Raw genomic sequence first — 17,679 nt, forward strand, 5'->3', positions numbered from 1 at the left:
ACAAAAGCCGGGGCAGTCCCTATCAATAACATCCTGGCGGAACTCCGCCCCATAAGCCGTGGGCATGGTCAACATCCTTCCACGAGCACAAGCTCGCTAGGTCAAGGAGTCAACAAAACCGGGGGCAGTCCCACACCCCGGGCTTCTGGCCCCAGGAAAGCCTGGTCTGCATCACATTGAACGAGAACAGCATCGGCGCGACCCTGCGCATCGACCTGCCCCGCCATCCCGGCCAGGAACTCCCCTACGCACGCACCGTCGCCCACTACCTCACCAGCGACACCAGCGCGACCTCCATACTGTTTGCCATCTACACCGGCGAAACCAGTCACCCTGGACAGCCCAGGCCTCATGCCGGTACTATTGCCGCGCTCACCGGGGTCCTTGCAGAACAAGGCATCACCATCCGGGACGGACTCTTCGTCGGCGACGAAACCTTCTCCCCCTACGACGGCGACCCCGGCACCAGCCTCGCCCTGCCCGTCAGCTCCACCCAGACCAGCGCGATCAACGCCGAATTCATCTACCGCGGCTCCTTCGTCGAACCTACCGACCGCATCACGCTCCCAAGCACCAGCCAGGAAGCAGCAAAAGCGGCCGCCGTCGAACACCACATCGATACAACCGCATCCCAACCAACAGATGCCGCGCTCCGGCCAGCCCGGAAACTCTGGGCAGACATGCTCGACTCCAAGACCTTCCCCAGCGACGAGGACTGCCACGCCCTCGTCGCAAACCTGCAGTTCCCCGCGATCCGCAACCGGCTCATCGCAGACATCCCCGGCGTCGACGAACCCATGCAGCAGATCCTCTTCGCCCAAACTAAAGCCGCACCGAGATGGTCACGCATCGAATGGGCCCAACAACTGCTCCTGCACGCTTACACCCGCACCAGCGCCGAACACGCAGCACCCGTCCTCACGGCCATCGGCTACATCAACTGGTGGGAAGGCAAAGGCAGCAAAGCACACCAATTCCTCCAACTCGCCCTCGATAGCGACCCCGCCTACCGCCTAGCCCGACTCAGCGACCAAATGATCGGCTCCGGCATCGTCGCCGGGTGGAACATGAACAAAAACACCGCCTACAAAACCCTGCCGTTGACGCCGCGTGAGACAAATGGCCCAATCGCGGCAGAGCTCTAACTGCATCTGAACTGTCGAGCACGGCTCCTCAACCTCCGGACGACTGTCTGCGACCCATTGTGCAACGTCCCAGCAGCAAATCACCTAGCGCATCCGAGACCCGCTAGGTTGACGGAATCTCCATTTATCGGCCTTCTAAAGAACGGAGTAGAAGCAGCTGCGAGAAATCCGGTCCTTGAGGATTGCATCCGCCGGCTTGTTCGCAGCCTAGCAACCGAACAAGAAAACTTGTGTAGCCGGACAATAGAGAAGGGGAATGGTGCCGTATCGGGTCGCCTGCGGGAAGTCGCTACTACTCGCCAGCGGCTTTGAGCGGGACGGGAACCAGTTCCTGGAGCTCTTCGAGGGTGCAGCCGAAGGTTTCGCGGACGGTGATGCCGCCGCGCCCGGTGAGGAAGACGGCTTTGTCTGTGTAGACGCGCGTCACGCAGCCAACGCCGGTGAGCGGGTAGGTGCAGGATTCCACGATCTTGGAAGCACCTTCCCGGGTGAGGAGGGTCATCATCACGAACACGTCCTTGGCCCCGGTGGCCAGGTCCATGGCGCCTCCGACGGCGGGAATCGCACCGGGCGCCCCGGTGTGCCAGTTGGCGAGGTCGCCGGTGACGGATACCTGGAACGCGCCGAGCACGCAGATGTCCAGGTGCCCGCCGCGCATCATCGCGAAGGAGTCGGCGTGGTGGAAGTACGAGGCGCCGGGGAGTTCGGTGACGGGGATCTTGCCGGCGTTGATGAGGTCCTCGTCGATCTCGTCACCCTTGGCTTCCGGGCCCATGCCCAGCATCCCGTTCTCCGTGTGGAGGGTGATGTCCTGGTCCTCGGTGAGGTAGTTGGACACGAGTGTGGGCTGGCCGATGCCAAGGTTCACGAACGAGCCCGGGGCGATGTCCCTGGCCACCAGGCGGGCGAGGTCGTCCCGGCTCAGCGGGGCCTCGGAGGTTTTGATGCTTGATTCCATAACGCCCATGTCAGGCCACCTTCTCGCTTGAGCCAGCATCCGCGGGGACGCGGACCACACTATTGACGTAAATCCCGGGAGTGACCACGTTTTCCGGATCCAGCGCCCCGACAGGCACGATCTCCGAGACCTGGACGATGGTGTGCTTCGCGGCGGCGGCCATGATCGGCCCGAAGTTCCGGGCTGTCTTGCGGTACACGAGGTTGCCCTTGCCGTCGGCCTTGAGCGCCTTGATCAGGGCGACGTCGGCGTGGATGGGCGTCTCGAAGACCTGCCCGCGGCCGTCGATGATCCGGGTTTCCTTGCCCTCGGCGAGCATGGTCCCGTACCCGGTGGGGGTGAAGAACCCGCCGATTCCGGCGCCGGCGGCCCGGATGCGCTCGGCCAGGTTACCCTGCGGGACCAGTTCCAGCTCGATCTGCCCGGCCTTGTACCTGGCGTCAAAATGCCAGGAGTCGGACTGCCGCGGGAAGGAACAGATCATCTTCCGCACCCGGCCTTCCTTGATCAGCAGCGCCAGGCCCTGGTCCCCCTGGCCGGCGTTGTTGTTCACCACGGTGAGGTCCGTGGCGCCGCAGTCCAGCAGCGCGTCAATCAGTTCGAACGGCTGCCCGGCGTTGCCGAAGCCCCCGATCATCACGGTGGAACCGTCCTGGATCCCGGAGACGGCCTCCTGGACAGAATCTACAAAGTTCAGCATTGTCTTAGGCCTTTCCTGCGCTGGTTCCGGCACCGGTCATATTTTCGAGGATGACGGCGAGGCCTTGGCCCACGCCGATGCAGATCGCGGCGACGCCCCAGCGTTCCCCGGAGGCCTGCAGGGACCGGGCGAGGGTGCCGAGGATGCGGGTGCCGGAGGCGCCGAGGGGGTGGCCCATGGCGATGGCCCCGCCGTGCCGGTTCACGATGGAGGGGTCGATGTCCCAGGCGTTGATGCACGCCAGGGACTGCGCGGCAAAGGCTTCGTTAAGTTCGACGGCGCCTACCTGGTCCCAGCCGATGCCCGCCTTCGCCAGGGCCTTGTTCGCCGCCTCCACCGGGGCGAACCCGAAAAACTGCGGATCGTTCGCGTGCGCCCCGCGCCCGGCGATGCGGGCCAAAGGATCCAGGCCCAGCAGCCCGGCGGCAGCCTCGCTGCCGATCCACGCCGCGGAGGCGCCGTCGGACAACGGCGACGCGTTCCCCGCCGTGACGGTGCCGCCTGCTTCGGAGCCCTCGGGCTCATTACGGAACACGGTCTTCAAGGCGGCAAGCTTCTCGGCGGTGGAACCGGCACGGATGCCCTCGTCCCGGACCAGGTCGGTGCCGGGCACCGGTGCCACGAGGTTGTCGTAGAACCCCTCGTCCCACGCCGCGGCGGACAGGTTGTGCGAGGCAGCGGCGAACTCATCCTGCTGCTCGCGGGTGACGCCGTACTTCTCGCGGAGCCGTTCGGTGGCCTCACCCAGGGAAATCGTCCATTCCTTCGGCATGGCTTTGTTCACCAGCCGCCAGCCCAGCGTCGTGGAAGACAGGGCCAGGTCCCCGGCCGGGTAGGGCTTCTCCGTCTTCGGCAGCACCCACGGGGCGCGGGACATGGACTCCGCCCCGCCCACCAGCATCAGCTCGGCATCCCCGGCGTTGATCTGCCGCGAGGCGATAATCGCCGCGTCCAGGGACGACCCGCACAACCGGTTCACCGTGGTCCCCGGAATCGAGACCGGCAGGCCCGCCAGCAGCGTGCCCATCCGGGCGATATTCCGGTTCTCCTCACCCGCGCCGTTGGCGTTGCCGAACACCACCTCATCAATCCGTTCCGGATCCAGCCCGGGGGCCCGCTTCACCGACTCCCTGATCACATGCGCGGCAAGGTCATCCGGACGGACCCCGGCAAGGCCGGAACCGAACTTACCGAACGGGGTGCGCACGGCGTCGTACACAAAAGCCTGGTTCATGGGTGGTGTCCATTTCGTTGTCCATGGTGGAAAGGGTCCTGCTGGCCCTGGCAGGGCTTTTTTGGCTGAGAAGTCGATCCGCCATCAGGGATGCCACAGCGGTGAGGGTGCGGTTGACCGTCCCCCCAGGAAGACTGGCGTTACTGGGCGGGGGCTGTAGGCAGTTCCAGGCTCGATTGTGTGTAAGCTGTCTGGGCCGGTGCGGAGGTGAGGAAGTTGACGAAGGCTTGCGCTTGGTCAGGGTCGCTGGCTTGGGCGCTGACTGCTGCGGAGAACTCGGTGTAGTGCTGCAGCTCTGCCGGAAAGGGGCCCACGATCTGGGCTTCGGGGACGAACAGCAGCTCGCTCAACTGTTGGATAGCGACGTCGGCGTTGCCTGTGACGACAGCCTGGGCCACGTAGCCTTTATCGACGACGGTGGCGCGGGCGCCGACCTCTTCTGACAGCCCGAGTTTGCCCAGGAGGGCCGTGAAGTATGCGCCGCTTGCGCCGACTCCGGAGTAGGCTACTGACCTTGCCGCGCGCAGAGTTTGGACGAAGGATTCAGCGGTGGAGATGTCGGGCTCGGGGGCGCCGTGCTTTACGGCGACGCCGATACCGGAGCGGGCGACCGACGTCAGGGTGTGCGGGTCGACGACAGTGGTGAGGGGGCCGAAGGATTCGGTAACGGCGATCATCACGTCGAAGGATTCACCGGCGTCGATGCGCCGAAGAAGTTGGCCTGTGGGTTCGAAGACAGCCTCGATGCTGACTCCTGTTTCCTGCCCGAACATGATGATGACCTCATCAAGGGCCTTCTTTACAGCCGGTGAGCTAAAGACTTTCACTGGGGGTTCGTTCCTTTTCGTTGTGCTTTTCAGCGGGGCGAACGTGCCCGAGGACCCCGATGTTTTCTGCTTAAGAGTGTTACGACGCCCGAAACTCAGAGAGGGGCACCGCAAAGCCGGTGCTTCTCGGGGTGTCGGGGACGAGGTCTTGCATCATGAGCATGCGGCGTTCGCCAAAGATATTGTCTCTGACCCATACGACGCCGATTTCCGGGGCGGCTTCCACGACGGTTCCACGGATGTGGCCGTGCCGGTCGGGGCATGCGACCGGATCGCCTTCGCAGACATTCCAAGCCCATTTTCCGTTTGTCATGCTGTCTCCTCGATCCTCGGCGCCGGGCCGCGCCGCCGCCATTTTGGGCATGGCGGAAGGGAGGCCGGGAGCCGATGTAACTAAAGGGGAACTAATGGTTGGGCTGGGGATTCCCTGGGTTTGAGGGAAGCCCCAGCTTTGAGGGGTTAGAAGTCGACGACGCTCACGGTCTTGCCGGTCACAGCGGATTCGGCTGCCGCGTTGGCCAGGACCAGTGCCGACACTCCATCCGCGAAGTTCGGTGAGGTGGGCGCTCCTGTGCGGATGGACCGGGCGAAGGCCTCAAGTTCAGCGTAGTAGGCCTGGGGGTAGCGTTCGAGGAAGAACGGCAGGTATGCCTCCGACTCTTCTGTTCCTGCCGCACCGGACTTGCGCACTGTTGTGGGAGCAACGTTGCCGGCGGAGAGCATTCCGCGCGGGCCGAAGGCTTCCAGACGCTGGTCGTAGCCGAAGGCGCAGTGGCGGGAGTTGGTGATGGTGATGAGTTCACCTTCGCTGCCGCGGAGGGTGACCACGGCGGAGTCGAAGTCGTTGAGCTCGGCGATGTCTTGGCTGAAGACGTTCGTTGCCACTGCGGTCACTTCGACGATGTTCGGGACGAAGGAGCGCGCCATGTCGAGGTCGTGGATCGTCATGTCGCGGAAGATGCCGCCGGAACCGGCGATGTAGTCGCGAGGGGCCGGCTCTGGATCGCGGCTGGTGATGGTGAGCTGTTCGAGCTTGCCGATTTCCCCGGCTTCGACCCGGGTGCGTACGGCGGCGAAGGACGGGTCGAAGCGGCGGTTGAAGCCGAGCATGATCGGGACGGTGGTGTCCTTAATCTGCTCTCGGCAGGCGAGGACGTTGTCGATGTCGAGGTCGATGGGCTTTTCGCACAGGACGGCGAGGTTGTGGGCGACTGAGCGGGAGATGAGGTCCACGTGGGTGCTGGTGGGCGAGCCGATGATGACGCCGTCGAGGCTGGTGTCTGCGAAGACCTCTTCGGGGTCCTGTACGGCGCGTGCGCCGGTGCTTTCTGCCAGCCGGCGTGCCCCGTCGATGAACGGGTCTGCGATCAGGACGAGATCGATGTCCGGGTGGGCGGCAATGTTGCGGGCGTGTACCTGGCCGATGCGGCCCGAGCCGAAGAGTGCCAGGCGCAGGCGTTTGTCGTTGGACATGGGGTGTGGCCTTTCAGGAAATGGGGAAGTGGGTGAGTCGCGTTGCCGGAGGCGGCAGGGGGCGGTGGGGGGCTTGGCGGATCAGCGTGCGGCGGAGACTTCGGGGAAGCAGTTGATCGCTGTTTCGTAGGCGCGCTTAAGGCCCTCGGCGACGGGCAGGCTGCGGTGTTCGGCGGAAATGATTTCAACTCCCCAGGGGCCCTTGTATCCGGCATCGAGAGTTCTCTGGATGAACGTGCGGGTGTCGAAGTCGCCCTGACCGCAGTAGGCGCGGTTGTTGATGGTGTCTTCGAAGATGGTGCCAACGACGTCCTTGTAACCGTCGTCGATCTCAACGGCAAATACCTTATCCATGGGCACAACGTCCCAGAGGTCGTCGTGGGAGAGACCGGACCGGTGGGTGTGCCAGATATCGATCATGAGGCCCGCGGCGGGACTGTCGGCATGGGTCACGACCTTGACCGCTTCCTGCGCCGTGCGCAGATGGGAGAACGGTGTCGCCTCGAGGGCCAGCCGGATGCCGGATTCAGCGGCCTCCTCTGCGAGGTCGGAAAATGCGCTGGCCATCGTCGACAGCGGCAGGGGGTTGTCCGTCATGCCGGCTCCGACCTTGATGTGCCGGGCACCCAGGGCCTTTGCGGCTTCGAACAGCTCGGCCCGTTGAATGTCAGATTCGGCGCGCTCGGCCCCTGTGGCCCACCAGCCGTTAAGGAATTCGACTTCGATGATGCCGATTCCTGCCTCGCGGATCATACGCCCCAGTTCGGCGTAGCCGACGGTGCGGCGTGCATGCAGCAGATCGTGGTGTACCAACCCGATGCCTGACCACCCCGTCTGGGCAATGAGGTTGATGCGCTCCTGGATCGGGATGGGGCTGGTCTCGTCCGGGCGTCCGGGGGCGGTATCGCCGGCACTCACCCAGCAGGTTGCGATCAGCTGCGGAGCTGCGCTGGTTTCGCTGGTCATGCGGTCTCGACCTCCATGGATGCTCCCTGTTCCTTCTCGGAGCGGTAGCAGGCGTCGACAATCCGAGCGACGGACAGGGCATCGGCGACCGGTGCGACTACCGGGGCGCCGGTGCGGATACTGTCGACCCAGCCACGCATTTCAGGGTGGAAGTTGCTGATGTTTCCCAGTTCGGGCAGTTCCGAGAACTTGTTCAGTTCGGTCCGGGCAAAGGGCGGGGTGAAGTAGCTTTGGGTCCACTCGGTCCAGCCCGCCCGCCAGCCGGCACGGTCCTGGTCCACGTAGACGCGCAGCTTCTGGGGCAGGATGCCGATTTCCAGCATGCCGCCGGTTCCGTAGACGCAGATACGGGAGCTTTCGAACCACTCAAGGTGGTCGTGCCCGTCGAAGCTGAAGGTCACGGACTTGTCAGGGTAGTTCAGCAGGACAGCTGCGGAATCTTCCCGGCTCGACTCGTCGGACAGGCGTCCGGACTTGTGGACACGGGCGTTGACCGTATCGGGTGCGCCGAACATGTGCACCAGGGAATCAAGCATGTGGCATCCGATGATCCACAGTGCCCCTCCCATGTCGGCGGGCTGGTTCAGGTGCGCGGTCAGGTGTTCACCGACGAGGGCAGCACCGCGGGCGGAGACGGAAACCACCTCACCAATGACGCCGGCGTCGATAAGTTCCTTGGCCTCTGCGATGGACTGGGCGAGGCGAACGTTGTAGCCGACCTGCACTACCAACCCGGGGGCTGCTTTGGACTCGGCTTCGGCCAGCTGGAGCAGATCTTCAACGGTGCCCCCGCCTGGCTTTTCGACGACAACGGACTTGCCGGCGGCCAGTGCGCGCAGGGCGTGGGGGACCATGTCCTTGCTCTTGGAGTGGACCATGATCGCGTTGATGCGCTCGTCCTGGAGCAGTGCGTCAATGGAGCGGGGCTCCATGTCGTACTTATCGGTGAAGTACTGCAGGCGGGGATCGTCGTCCGCGGCGGCTACGACTTCCACCCCTTCAATTTCGCGCAGGGCACGAACCCGGGCTGAGGCGTGCGGGTGTGTGATTCCCAGAAGTCCTACGACAATCGGTTCCAACGCATTGTCTCCTTCGACTGAGCACCTGATCGGTGCGTTTGTGGTTTTGATGGGGGCGGGCAGCGGTGCTCCGCTGGATCAAGAACGTTGTGGATGCAGTGTCACCTAGTGGACAGCTTGTCCAAAGCATTTCATGGAGGGGGCCGCCGGTCAAGCTATGACCTGTGACACGTCCGCATCCTTCTTTGACGCAGCGGGCGGCGCCCCAAGGTAGTCTGACAAAGCCCTGGTTCCCCGCAGGAGGAGATCGACGATGCGCTCTTCGCCTTCGGGCCGGTTCAGGATGCCCTCGCGGAGTCCACTGATGGACAGGGAAGCGGCGACCTCGCCGCGGTGGTCGAAGATGGGTGCCCCGATGGCGGCGATGCCCGGGGTGACGTTGTTGTCGCTGACAACGAAGCCCTGGTCGCGGATGTGCTCCAGTCCGGCATAGAACTCCGAACGGGACCGAACGTCGCGCCAGGGCTCGCCGCTGCTGGCGACGACCGCGGCATATTCGTCCCACGAAGCCCGGTCTTCGAACGCGAGCAGCGCGCGGGGCGCGGCGCCGACATGCAGGGGAAGGGACTCCCCCAGTTTCAGGACCCGGCTGTTGACCCTGATCCCGTCAATGCGCTCGATGCAGACCGCCCGGGTTCCGCGGCGGATACACAAGAAGGTTGTTTCCCCCGTTGCTGCGTGGATTTCGCGCAGAATGGGGGCGGCAGCACGGCGAATATCCAAGCGGCGTGTGAGCTCGCCGGAAAGGGCGATCATTTTGCTTCCCACCCGGTATGCACCGCGATGGCCGATCTGTTCCACCCACCCGGCTTCAGCCAGGGTGGCCAGCATCCGGTAAATGGAGCTGGCGGGTTCTTCAAGCAGCTCAGTCAGCCGGGTGGACGTCGCAATACGTTCTTCAGCCAGGGCCGCCATAAGCGCGGATGCTTTGGCAATGACGGCAGGGGCTCGGGGGGAGTCCCGCTCGGATCCTCCTTCCGGAGGGTCGAGCCGGGCGGCTTCTTTTCCTTCATTCGGGTCTTCCTGGGACATGGAGGCAGCGATGGACTTGGCGGCGGTGTCCAGGATTCGCCGTGCCGCGTCCTCCTGGCCGAGGACTGTTGCCCGGAGGCCTGCGACCGAGATGGCACCCAGCAGGCTGCCATCCTGCCGGAAGACCGGAACGGCGATTGAGGCGACGCCTTCGATGACCTCGCTGTCCTCAACGCTCCATCCTCGCTCGGCGGTCTGCTCGACCTTCTCCCTCAACTGCTCTCCGGTGAGCGGTGTCCGGGAAGCGATACCGGGGTATGGGCCCGCAGCCAATACGCTCTCCCGGAACTCGGGGGCGCCGAAGGCCAGCAGAGCCTGTGATGCAGCGCCGGCGTGCAGCGGAAGGGTACGGCCGGGGGCCAGGTCGTGCAGGTCGACGTCGGCCCCCTGGATCTGGTCCAGGCATACGGCTCCGTTGTCGCGCAGGACGCAGAAGTAGGGGCTCATTCCCAGCTGGCTGCGGATCCAGCGCAGCTGTTCGCGCAGCTCTGTGCGGTCCACGAGTGCATCGGCCGCCGCGTCGCCCAGTTTGAGTATCCCTGTGCCCAGCTCGAGCTTGCCATCCGCGCTTGACCGGACGAGTTTCTCCTGCTCCAGCGCAGCGACAATCCGGTACACGGTAGGCCGCGGTTCGGACACGACCTTGGCCAGTTCCGCCGGTGTTGACTGGCCAATCCGGGCCAATTCATCGATCACCTGGCTGGCCTTCTTCAAAAGCTGAATGGTGTTCACCAACCGCCTCTTTCCTGGCCCCTGGAGGCCTCTAGCATCCGCGTAACTACCATCCCGCAGATGCGCTGCACATGGCCATCTCAGCCAATATCGTCCGTCCGGCCCCAGGTGCAACTTGAGGTGCCCGCAAATGTAATTTGGAACACCACTAGCTTCTTGTGCTGGTACTGTGCGAACATGGTGTCCATTGTACGGCACTAAGTGCTCGCAATCACATCTAAAATTTCTAGGCGCGGCGGTCCTGCCGGCGCAGAACTGACGCCATCAGCGTCACGCGGCTCTCCAAAGGAGGAGAACGGTGTTTAAGAAAACTTTCTTGTTCGCTGCAACAGCAGCAACGTCACTGGTACTTGCTGGTTGTGCTGGCGGGGGTGCAGGCAGCGGCAACGGGGCCGGCGGAGGGACGCAGGCTCCCGCCGACACCCGCATCGGAGTTTCCCTGCCCAGCCAGGATGAAGAGCGGTGGATCACCGACGGTAAGGCCATCAAGGAAGGGCTGGAGAAGGTCGGTTACCAGGTGGACCTTCAGTACGCGAACAACGACATCCCCACCCAGCAGCAGCAGGTTGACCAGATGCTGACGCAGGGAGCGGACCTGTTGATTCTGGCTCCACTCGATGGAACGGCACTGTCCCCACAGCTGCAGCAGGCGGCAAGCTCGGACATCCCGATCGTCTCCTATGATCGGTTCGTCCGGAACAGCGCCGACGTTGACGTTTACGTCACCTTCGACAACTTCAAGGTCGGCGCCCAGCAGGCCACCTCGCTTCTCATCGGGCTCGGTGTCCTGAACAAGGACGGCTCCGAAGGCACCGCCAAGGGACCGTTCAATATCGAACTGTTCGGCGGATCGCTGGATGACAACAACGCAACCTTCGTCTTCAACGGCGGCATGTCGGTCCTGCAAAAATACATCGACAACGGCACCCTCGTGGTGAAGTCGGGACAGAACAAGCTCGCCCAGGTGGCAACAGAGAACTGGTCCCAGCAAAAGGCACAGGAACGCATGGACAACCTGCTGACCGCCAGCTACAGCGGCGGAGCAGCCAAGCTCGACGGTGTCCTTACCCCCAACGACAGCGTCGCCCGCGGTGTCATCACCTCACTGGGCAACGCCGGCTACGGCCCGACCCTGTCCTCACAGCCGAAGCCGATGCCGGTCACGACCGGCCAGGACGCCGAGGTTGCCTCCGTGAAGTTCGTCAACGACGATGTGCAGTTCTCCACCGTGTTCAAGGACACCCGCGCCTTGGCCGCTCAGACTGTCAAGGCGTCCCAGGACCTGCTGGCAGGAAAGGACCCTGAGGTCAACGACACCAAGTCTTATGACAACGGATCCAAGATTGTCCCCTCGTTCCTCGTGCCGATCCAGCCGATCTACAAGGACAACATCAAGTCCGCCCTGATCGATTCCGGCTACTACACCGCTGACGAGGTCGCAGCCGGCCGCCTTCAGTAAGTGCCCTTCAGGGAGGGGCACACAGTGCCCCTCCCCTCCCCCTCTCCCCTACAAGACCGATAGGACGGCGGGCCAATGGCCGACCACATCCTGGAAATGCAATCCATCACCAAGACCTTCCCCGGCGTCAAAGCGCTGTCCGGCGTTTCGCTGGAGGTGGAACGCGGTGAGGTCCACGCGATCTGCGGCGAGAACGGCGCAGGGAAGTCCACCCTCATGAAAGTCCTCTCCGGCGTCTACCCCGCCGGAAGTTACGGGGGTGACATCCTGTTCAAGGGGCAGACGTGTTCTTTCTCCGGCATCCGGGATTCAGAGCACGCCGGCATCGTGATCATCCATCAGGAACTTGCCCTCGTGCCGCACCTGTCGATCGCCGAGAACATCTTCCTGGGCAACGAGCGCCGCGGAGCATCAGGACTGATCGACTGGCATAAGACGAACGCCGAGGCCGCCGAACTCCTCGCATCCGTCGGTCTGCGGGAAGAGCCCACGACCCCGGTCGGGCAGCTTGGCGTGGGCAAGCAGCAGCTGGTCGAAATCGCCAAAGCCCTGTCCAAGGAAGTGCAGCTGCTCATCCTGGACGAGCCGACCGCGGCGCTCAACGATAATGACTCCGCCCACCTGCTCGACCTGGTCCGGGCCCTTCGTGACCGCGGCATCACCTCGATCATCATTTCGCACAAACTCAATGAGATCGAAGCCATTGCCGACCACACCACCGTCATCCGGGATGGAAAGACGGTGGAAACCTTGGACATGGCGGATCCCGACGTGAACGTCGACCGCATCATCCGCGGGATGGTCGGCAGGGACCTCGAGGCGTTCTATCCCGACCGTGAGTCGAACCCGGGCGAGGTCGTTCTCCGGGTGGAGGACTGGACGGTCAAGCACCCCAACCAGGACCGCCTGGTCGTCGACGGGGCCAGCTTTGAAGTCCGCGCCGGGGAGGTCATCGGCATCGCCGGACTCATGGGTGCCGGACGCACAGAATTGATGATGAGCCTGTTCGGCCGCTCCTACGGCAAGTTCGTATCAGGCAAAATCTTCATGCACGGCAAGGAGATCCACACCCGCTCCGTCGCCTCAGCCATCGAAGCACGGATCGCTTACGCCACCGAAGACCGCAAGGCCTTTGGCCTCAACCTCATTGATGACATCGCCCGCAACATCTCAGCCGCGTCACTGGGCAAACTGGCGAGCTGGGGATTCGTCAATCACCACGAAGAGGCTCGTGCGGCCGAGTTTGCGATGAAATCGATGAACATCAAGGCCCCGAACGTGAAGTCGATCGTCGGCAAGCTCTCCGGCGGGAACCAGCAGAAGGTCGTCCTCTCGAAGTGGTTGCTCACCGACCCGGAAGTACTGATCCTGGACGAACCCACCCGTGGCATTGATGTCGGCGCGAAATACGAAATCTACACCCTCATCAACAGCTTCGTGGACGCCGGAAAGGCAGTCGTAGTCATCTCCTCGGACCTGCTCGAACTGCTCGGCACCTGCGACCGCATCTACGCGCTTTCTGCAGGCCGGATCACCGGGCAGCTGCCCAAGGCTGAAGCATCCGAGGAACGCCTCATGACACTCATGACCAAAGAGAAGGAACTCACAGCATGACCGTGACAGCCCCCCGGGGATCCCAAAGGAAAGACGCGCCGGCCGCAGCAGCGGTCGTCAAGACCGGAACCAGCGAAATCCGCGAGCTGTTCACCCGTAACCTGCGCACCAGCGGCATCTACATCGCCCTTGTGGCCATCGTGGCGCTGTTCGCCGGACTCACCGGCGGCGCCTCACTCGGTCCCGGAAACATCACGAACATCGTCCTGCAGTACTCCTACATTCTGATCCTGGCCATTGGCATGGTCATCGTGATCATCGCCGGTCACATTGACCTCTCCGTGGGCTCCGTAGTCGCCTTGACCGGCGCAGTGTCGGCGGTCGTCGTCATCCAATACGGACAGCCGTGGTGGGTCGGCGTCCTCGCAGCCCTCGCCACCGGCCTCGCTATTGGAGCCTGGCACGGTTACTGGGTCGCCTACGTCGGGATTCCGGCGTTCATCGTCACCCTCGCCGGCATGCTCCTTTTCCGCGGCCTGACCCTGGTTGTACTCGACAACGTCTCCCTCTCCCCCTTCCCGGCTGACTACGGCCAGATCGCATCGGGCTTCCTCAACGGCCTCCTGGGAGGCGCAGGATATGACGTCTTCACGCTCCTCATCTTCGCCGTCGCCGTGATCGGCTATGCCTTCAACCAGTACCGGACCCGCAAGACCCTGATCAGCTACAACCAGCTCGTCCCGTCATTTCCGCTGTTCATCGCCAAAATCCTCGTTGTCGCCATCGCCGTCATGGTCTTCGCCTGGCAGCTGGCCATCGCCCGCGGTATGCCGCTTGTCCTGATCATGCTGGCCATCCTCATCATGGTCTACAGCGTCATCATGCAGAGAAGCGTCTTCGGCCGCCAGGTCTACGCCATCGGCGGCAACGTGGTCGCAGCAGCCCTGTCAGGTGTCAAGGTCCGCACCGTCAACTTCTGGATCTTCGTCAACATGGGCTTCCTCTCCGCAGTGGCCGGTATCGTCTTCTCTTCCCGCTCCAACGGCGCCCAGCCCGGCGCGGGCAACATGTTCGAACTCGACGCGATCGCTGCGGCGTTCATCGGCGGTGCGGCCGTTACCGGTGGCGTCGGCAAAGTCGTGGGAGCCATGGCCGGCGGACTCATCATGGCCGTCATGAGCAACGGCATGCAGCTGATGGGCATCGACCAGTCCGTCCAGTCCGTCGTCAAGGGCCTCGTCCTGATGCTGGCCGTCGCCTTCGACATCTACAACAAGCGCCGCGCCGGTTCCCGCTAACCGCTTCCCGCACTAAGAAGCCCCCGCGTGAAATGAACCATTACGCGGACCCCACCTCTTCAAAGGAGTCCATCTGATGACCCACCAGTTTGTATACGAAGCCCTCCCCATGCGGGTGCGTTTCGGCGTCAACTCCCTCTCAACCCTGCCCGAAGAACTCGACCAGATCGGCCTAAAGCGCGTCCTTGTCCTCTGCTCTCCCGAACAGGAAGAGACAGGCAACCGGGTAGCCGAGGCCCTGGGTGAGCGCTGCGTCGGTGTTCTCCCGGAAGCCGTCATGCACGTGCCCAACGAAGTTGCACAGCGGGCAAGCGACGAAGCTGCCAGGGTCGGGGCCGACGGCTGCGTCGCCGTCGGCGGCGGCTCAGCAATCGGCCTCGGCAAAGCAATCGCCCTCAAGCACGGGCTGCCGATCGTTGCCGTCCCCACCACGTACGCTGGCTCGGAAATGACACCCGTGTGGGGGCTGACGACCGACGGACGCAAGGAAACCGGCAAGGACCCCCGGGTGCTGCCTCGGAGCGTCGTCTACGATCCCGAGCTCACCATGACACTGCCGGCCGCCATGTCCGTGACCAGCGGCATCAACGCCATCGCCCACGCCGTGGAAGCCCTCTATGCCCCGGACGCAACGCCGATCATCTCGCTGATGGCCGAAGAAGGCGTCCGCGCCCTCGCCGCAGCGCTGCCCGCCATCGTGGCCGATAGCTCCGACCCCGAAGCACGCAGCAACGCCCTCTACGGATCGTGGCTGTGCGGTGCCTGCCTGGGCGCCACCACCATGTCGCTGCACCACAAGCTCTGCCACGCACTCGGCGGAACCCTGAACCTGCCGCACGCCCAGACCCACACCGTCGTCCTCCCCCACGCACTGGCCTTCAACCAGCCGGCCGCTCCCGAAGCAACCGCTGCCCTGTCACGGGCACTCGGTGGCGCTGCAGATCCCGCCGAGAGGCTGTGGCAGATCGCCGGCGAACTCAATGCCCCCCGGTCCCTGGCCGAGCTGGGCATGAAGGAAGAAGACATCGACCGCATCGCCGAAGAAGCGACCAGCCGCTCTTACGGCAACCCCCGCCCGATCACCTACGACGACGTCCGCGGCATCCTGCACGCGGCATGGGCCGGCAAGCCACCGAGCGCCAACCCCACCGTCTAACCCAAAAGGTCCACGACCTGCCATCAGGTAAGGCGTGGCGCCTCGCGGAGTAGGACCTCCCTCTCGGGTACACCGAGCAGGAGGGTCCTACTCCACCCCGTCCCACACATTAAAACAATCAACTAGGAGGCAGACCTTGGTCGCCAAGCGGACCATTGCCCCAGGAATCGCCGTATCCCCACTCGCACTCGGCACGAACGTCTTCGGCTGGACCGCCGACACCGAAACATCGCATGCAGTCCTCGACGGCTACGTTGCTGCTGGTGGGAACTTCCTGGACACCGCCGACTCCTACTCGTTCTGGGCCGAGGGCAACACCGGCGGGGAGTCGGAAACGATCATTAGCAAATGGCTGGCCGGCAGATCCGACCGCGACGACCTCGTCATCGCCACCAAAGTAAGTCACCACCCGCAATTCGCCGGCATGGCCCCCGAAACGATCCGGGCTGCGATCGACGCCTCGCTGACCCGCCTCGATATCGATACCGTTGACATCTACTACGCGCACTTCGACGACCCTACGGCGCCCCTCATCGAGAGCATCGCGGCGCTGTCCGAACTCGTCGATCAAGGAAAGATCCGCTCCATCGGCATCTCGAACTACACAGCGGCACGAATCAAAGAATGGCTCGACATCACCGCCCGCGAAGGTTTCCACCCGCCTGTCGTCATAGAGCCCCAATACAACCTCGTCGAACGAGGAATTGAAGCCGATATCCTCCCGCTGGCGCGCACCCACGGCCTCGCCGTCGTGCCCTACTACTCCCTCGCCCACGGCTTCCTGACCGGAAAATACGATGACGGCGAGGAAATCGAAAGCCCCCGCGCCCCCGACGTGGCAAAGTACCTCAACGCCCACGGCCGGAAAGTCATCGACGCGGTCAAAAGCATCGCCGATGAGCACTCCACCCAGCCCGCTTCCATCGCCCTGGCATGGCTCGCAGCGCAGAACGGTGTCGCGGCCCCCATCGCCAGCGCCCGCACAACCGACCAACTCTCTCCCCTCGTTGAATCAATGCAGATCCAGTTGACCACCAAGGATCTGCAGCTGCTTGATGAGGCATCGCAACTCTGAGTCCCTGCGCGCATACTCGACACCACACACAACAGCGAGGAAACGACAATGACCCAGCAGACCGGCGTCCCCGAAACCGAAAGCATTCCCGGCAGCCAGCACGTGTCGGAAGCACAACAAAACGTTGAGGAACAACTGGTCCGCAACGTGCTGCGCTCCTTCGACGACTGCCAGGACCCTCGGCTGAAGCAACTGATGCAGTCGCTCGTAACCCACCTGCATAACTTCATCCGCGACGTCCGGCTCACCGAAGCCGAATGGAACAAAGCCATTGAGTTCCTCACCGCCGTCGGCCACATCACCGATGACCGCCGACAGGAATTCATCCTCCTCTCCGACGTCTTCGGCGCCTCCATGCAGACCATCAACGTCAACAACGAAGCCCCGGGCGACGCAACCGAAGCCACCGTTTTCGGCCCGTTCTTCGTCGACGACGCCCCGCGCATCGAAAACGGCGGAGACATCGCCGGAGCCGCACCAGGGGAACCCTGCTGGATCGAAGGAAGCGTCAAGGACACGGACGGGAACCCGGTCCCCAACGCCCGCATCGAAGTCTGGGAAGCAGACGAAGACGGCTTCTACGACGTGCAGTACGACGACCAGCGTGTCTCCGGCCGAGCCCACCTCTACAGCGACGAAGACGGGAACTACCGCTTCTGGGGCCTGACCCCCACCCCCTACCCCATCCCCCATGACGGACCAGTCGGGAAAATGCTGGAAGCTGTAGGACGCTCGCCCATGCGCGCTTCCCACCTGCACTTCATGGTCACCAAACCGGGACTCAGGACTCTGGTCACCCACATCTTCGTCCGCGGGGACGAACTGTTGAAATACGACACCGTATTTGGCGTCAAGGAGTCCCTCATCAAGGACTTCGTCCAGCAGGACGCCGGAACCCCTACTCCCGACGGGCGCGACCTCGGGGAGCGCACATGGGCCCGGACCCGCTTCGACATCGTTCTTCCGCCCGCCGCGGACTAGGGCGAACTAC

Annotated in this window: 15 protein-coding genes and 1 pseudogene; 7 read left to right on the forward strand and 9 right to left on the reverse strand. The window is 63.6% G+C overall.

Going from position 1 to position 17,679, the window contains the following annotated elements; all coding sequences use genetic code 11:
- Positions 1–152: 152 nt before the first annotated feature.
- Positions 153–1,145: pseudogene (locus CXX84_RS13035) on the forward strand (DUF4192 family protein); the annotation flags it as partial.
- A 292-nt stretch (positions 1,146–1,437) separates the two neighbouring features.
- Here the strand turns inward: CXX84_RS13035 and CXX84_RS13040 are convergent.
- From CXX84_RS13040 to CXX84_RS13075, 9 genes are all read right to left on the reverse strand, one after another.
- Positions 1,438–2,112: a 3-oxoacid CoA-transferase subunit B gene (locus CXX84_RS13040; protein ID WP_102977151.1), complete on the reverse strand. Its 675-nt coding sequence runs from the start codon at positions 2,110–2,112 to the stop codon at positions 1,438–1,440.
- A gap of 1 nt (position 2,113) precedes the next feature.
- Positions 2,114–2,803 (reverse strand): 3-oxoacid CoA-transferase subunit A, encoded by a 690-nt coding sequence (locus CXX84_RS13045; RefSeq protein ID WP_102977152.1) that lies wholly within the window; start codon positions 2,801–2,803, stop codon positions 2,114–2,116.
- 4 nt (positions 2,804–2,807) lie between these two features.
- Positions 2,808–4,037 (reverse strand): thiolase family protein, encoded by a 1,230-nt coding sequence (locus CXX84_RS13050; RefSeq protein WP_102977153.1) that lies wholly within the window; start codon positions 4,035–4,037, stop codon positions 2,808–2,810.
- Between the two features lie 140 nt (positions 4,038–4,177).
- On the reverse strand, positions 4,178–4,864 hold the full coding sequence (locus CXX84_RS13055; protein WP_102977154.1) for a molybdate ABC transporter substrate-binding protein: 687 nt from the start codon (positions 4,862–4,864) through the stop codon (positions 4,178–4,180).
- Between the two features lie 79 nt (positions 4,865–4,943).
- Complete coding sequence (locus CXX84_RS19005) at positions 4,944–5,177, reverse strand: hypothetical protein (RefSeq protein WP_146031882.1); 234 nt, start codon at positions 5,175–5,177, stop codon at positions 4,944–4,946.
- Positions 5,178–5,323: 146 nt separating this feature from the next.
- Positions 5,324–6,337 (reverse strand): inositol 2-dehydrogenase, encoded by a 1,014-nt coding sequence (gene iolG / locus CXX84_RS13060; RefSeq protein ID WP_102977155.1) that lies wholly within the window; start codon positions 6,335–6,337, stop codon positions 5,324–5,326.
- A gap of 81 nt (positions 6,338–6,418) precedes the next feature.
- Positions 6,419–7,303 (reverse strand): sugar phosphate isomerase/epimerase family protein, encoded by an 885-nt coding sequence (locus tag CXX84_RS13065; RefSeq protein WP_102977156.1) that lies wholly within the window; start codon positions 7,301–7,303, stop codon positions 6,419–6,421.
- A complete protein-coding gene (locus tag CXX84_RS13070) occupies positions 7,300–8,382 on the reverse strand; it encodes a Gfo/Idh/MocA family protein (RefSeq protein WP_102977157.1) in 1,083 nt (360 codons plus the stop codon). The genes CXX84_RS13065 and CXX84_RS13070 overlap by 4 nt, the downstream gene beginning before the upstream one ends.
- Positions 8,383–8,532: 150 nt before the next feature.
- Positions 8,533–10,146 carry an IclR family transcriptional regulator gene (locus CXX84_RS13075; protein WP_102977323.1) on the reverse strand — a complete coding sequence of 538 codons (1,614 nt, stop codon included), beginning with the start codon at positions 10,144–10,146 and terminating at the stop codon, positions 8,533–8,535.
- Between the two features lie 298 nt (positions 10,147–10,444).
- Between CXX84_RS13075 and chvE the strand changes: the two genes are divergently transcribed.
- The 6 genes from chvE to CXX84_RS13105 all read left to right on the forward strand — a co-directional run bounded on the left by chvE (position 10,445) and on the right by CXX84_RS13105 (position 17,669).
- Positions 10,445–11,605: a multiple monosaccharide ABC transporter substrate-binding protein gene (gene chvE, locus CXX84_RS13080; RefSeq protein WP_102977158.1), complete on the forward strand. Its 1,161-nt coding sequence runs from the start codon at positions 10,445–10,447 to the stop codon at positions 11,603–11,605.
- Between the two features lie 75 nt (positions 11,606–11,680).
- Positions 11,681–13,219 (forward strand): multiple monosaccharide ABC transporter ATP-binding protein, encoded by a 1,539-nt coding sequence (gene mmsA, locus CXX84_RS13085; RefSeq protein ID WP_102977159.1) that lies wholly within the window; start codon positions 11,681–11,683, stop codon positions 13,217–13,219.
- On the forward strand, positions 13,216–14,457 hold the full coding sequence (gene mmsB / locus CXX84_RS13090; RefSeq protein ID WP_102977160.1) for a multiple monosaccharide ABC transporter permease: 1,242 nt from the start codon (positions 13,216–13,218) through the stop codon (positions 14,455–14,457). Before mmsA ends, mmsB begins: the two co-directional genes overlap by 4 nt.
- Positions 14,458–14,533: 76 nt before the next feature.
- Positions 14,534–15,613 (forward strand): maleylacetate reductase, encoded by a 1,080-nt coding sequence (locus CXX84_RS13095; protein WP_102977161.1) that lies wholly within the window; start codon positions 14,534–14,536, stop codon positions 15,611–15,613.
- A gap of 136 nt (positions 15,614–15,749) precedes the next feature.
- Positions 15,750–16,688, forward strand: coding sequence for an aldo/keto reductase (locus tag CXX84_RS13100; protein WP_102977162.1), 939 nt, complete (start codon positions 15,750–15,752; stop codon positions 16,686–16,688).
- A gap of 48 nt (positions 16,689–16,736) precedes the next feature.
- Positions 16,737–17,669 carry an intradiol ring-cleavage dioxygenase gene (locus CXX84_RS13105; protein ID WP_102977163.1) on the forward strand — a complete coding sequence of 311 codons (933 nt, stop codon included), beginning with the start codon at positions 16,737–16,739 and terminating at the stop codon, positions 17,667–17,669.
- The last annotated feature ends 10 nt before the right edge of the window (positions 17,670–17,679 follow it).

It is taken from the genome of Arthrobacter sp. AFG7.2, assembly GCF_002892835.1.
Classification (GTDB): domain Bacteria; phylum Actinomycetota; class Actinomycetes; order Actinomycetales; family Micrococcaceae; genus Arthrobacter.

Coding starts and splice junctions, on each gene's coding strand:
- iolG (WP_102977155.1), bottom strand. CDS start 6,337: ATGTCCAACGACAAACGCCTGCGCCTGGCACTCTTCGGCTCGGGCCGC.
- CXX84_RS13045 (WP_102977152.1), bottom strand. CDS start 2,803: ATGCTGAACTTTGTAGATTCTGTCCAGGAGGCCGTCTCCGGGATCCAG.
- CXX84_RS13105 (WP_102977163.1), top strand. CDS start 16,737: ATGACCCAGCAGACCGGCGTCCCCGAAACCGAAAGCATTCCCGGCAGC.
- mmsB (WP_102977160.1), top strand. CDS start 13,216: ATGACCGTGACAGCCCCCCGGGGATCCCAAAGGAAAGACGCGCCGGCC.
- CXX84_RS13050 (WP_102977153.1), bottom strand. CDS start 4,037: ATGAACCAGGCTTTTGTGTACGACGCCGTGCGCACCCCGTTCGGTAAG.
- CXX84_RS13065 (WP_102977156.1), bottom strand. CDS start 7,303: ATGACCAGCGAAACCAGCGCAGCTCCGCAGCTGATCGCAACCTGCTGG.
- CXX84_RS13095 (WP_102977161.1), top strand. CDS start 14,534: ATGACCCACCAGTTTGTATACGAAGCCCTCCCCATGCGGGTGCGTTTC.
- CXX84_RS13040 (WP_102977151.1), bottom strand. CDS start 2,112: ATGGGCGTTATGGAATCAAGCATCAAAACCTCCGAGGCCCCGCTGAGC.
- CXX84_RS19005 (WP_146031882.1), bottom strand. CDS start 5,177: ATGACAAACGGAAAATGGGCTTGGAATGTCTGCGAAGGCGATCCGGTC.
- mmsA (WP_102977159.1), top strand. CDS start 11,681: ATGGCCGACCACATCCTGGAAATGCAATCCATCACCAAGACCTTCCCC.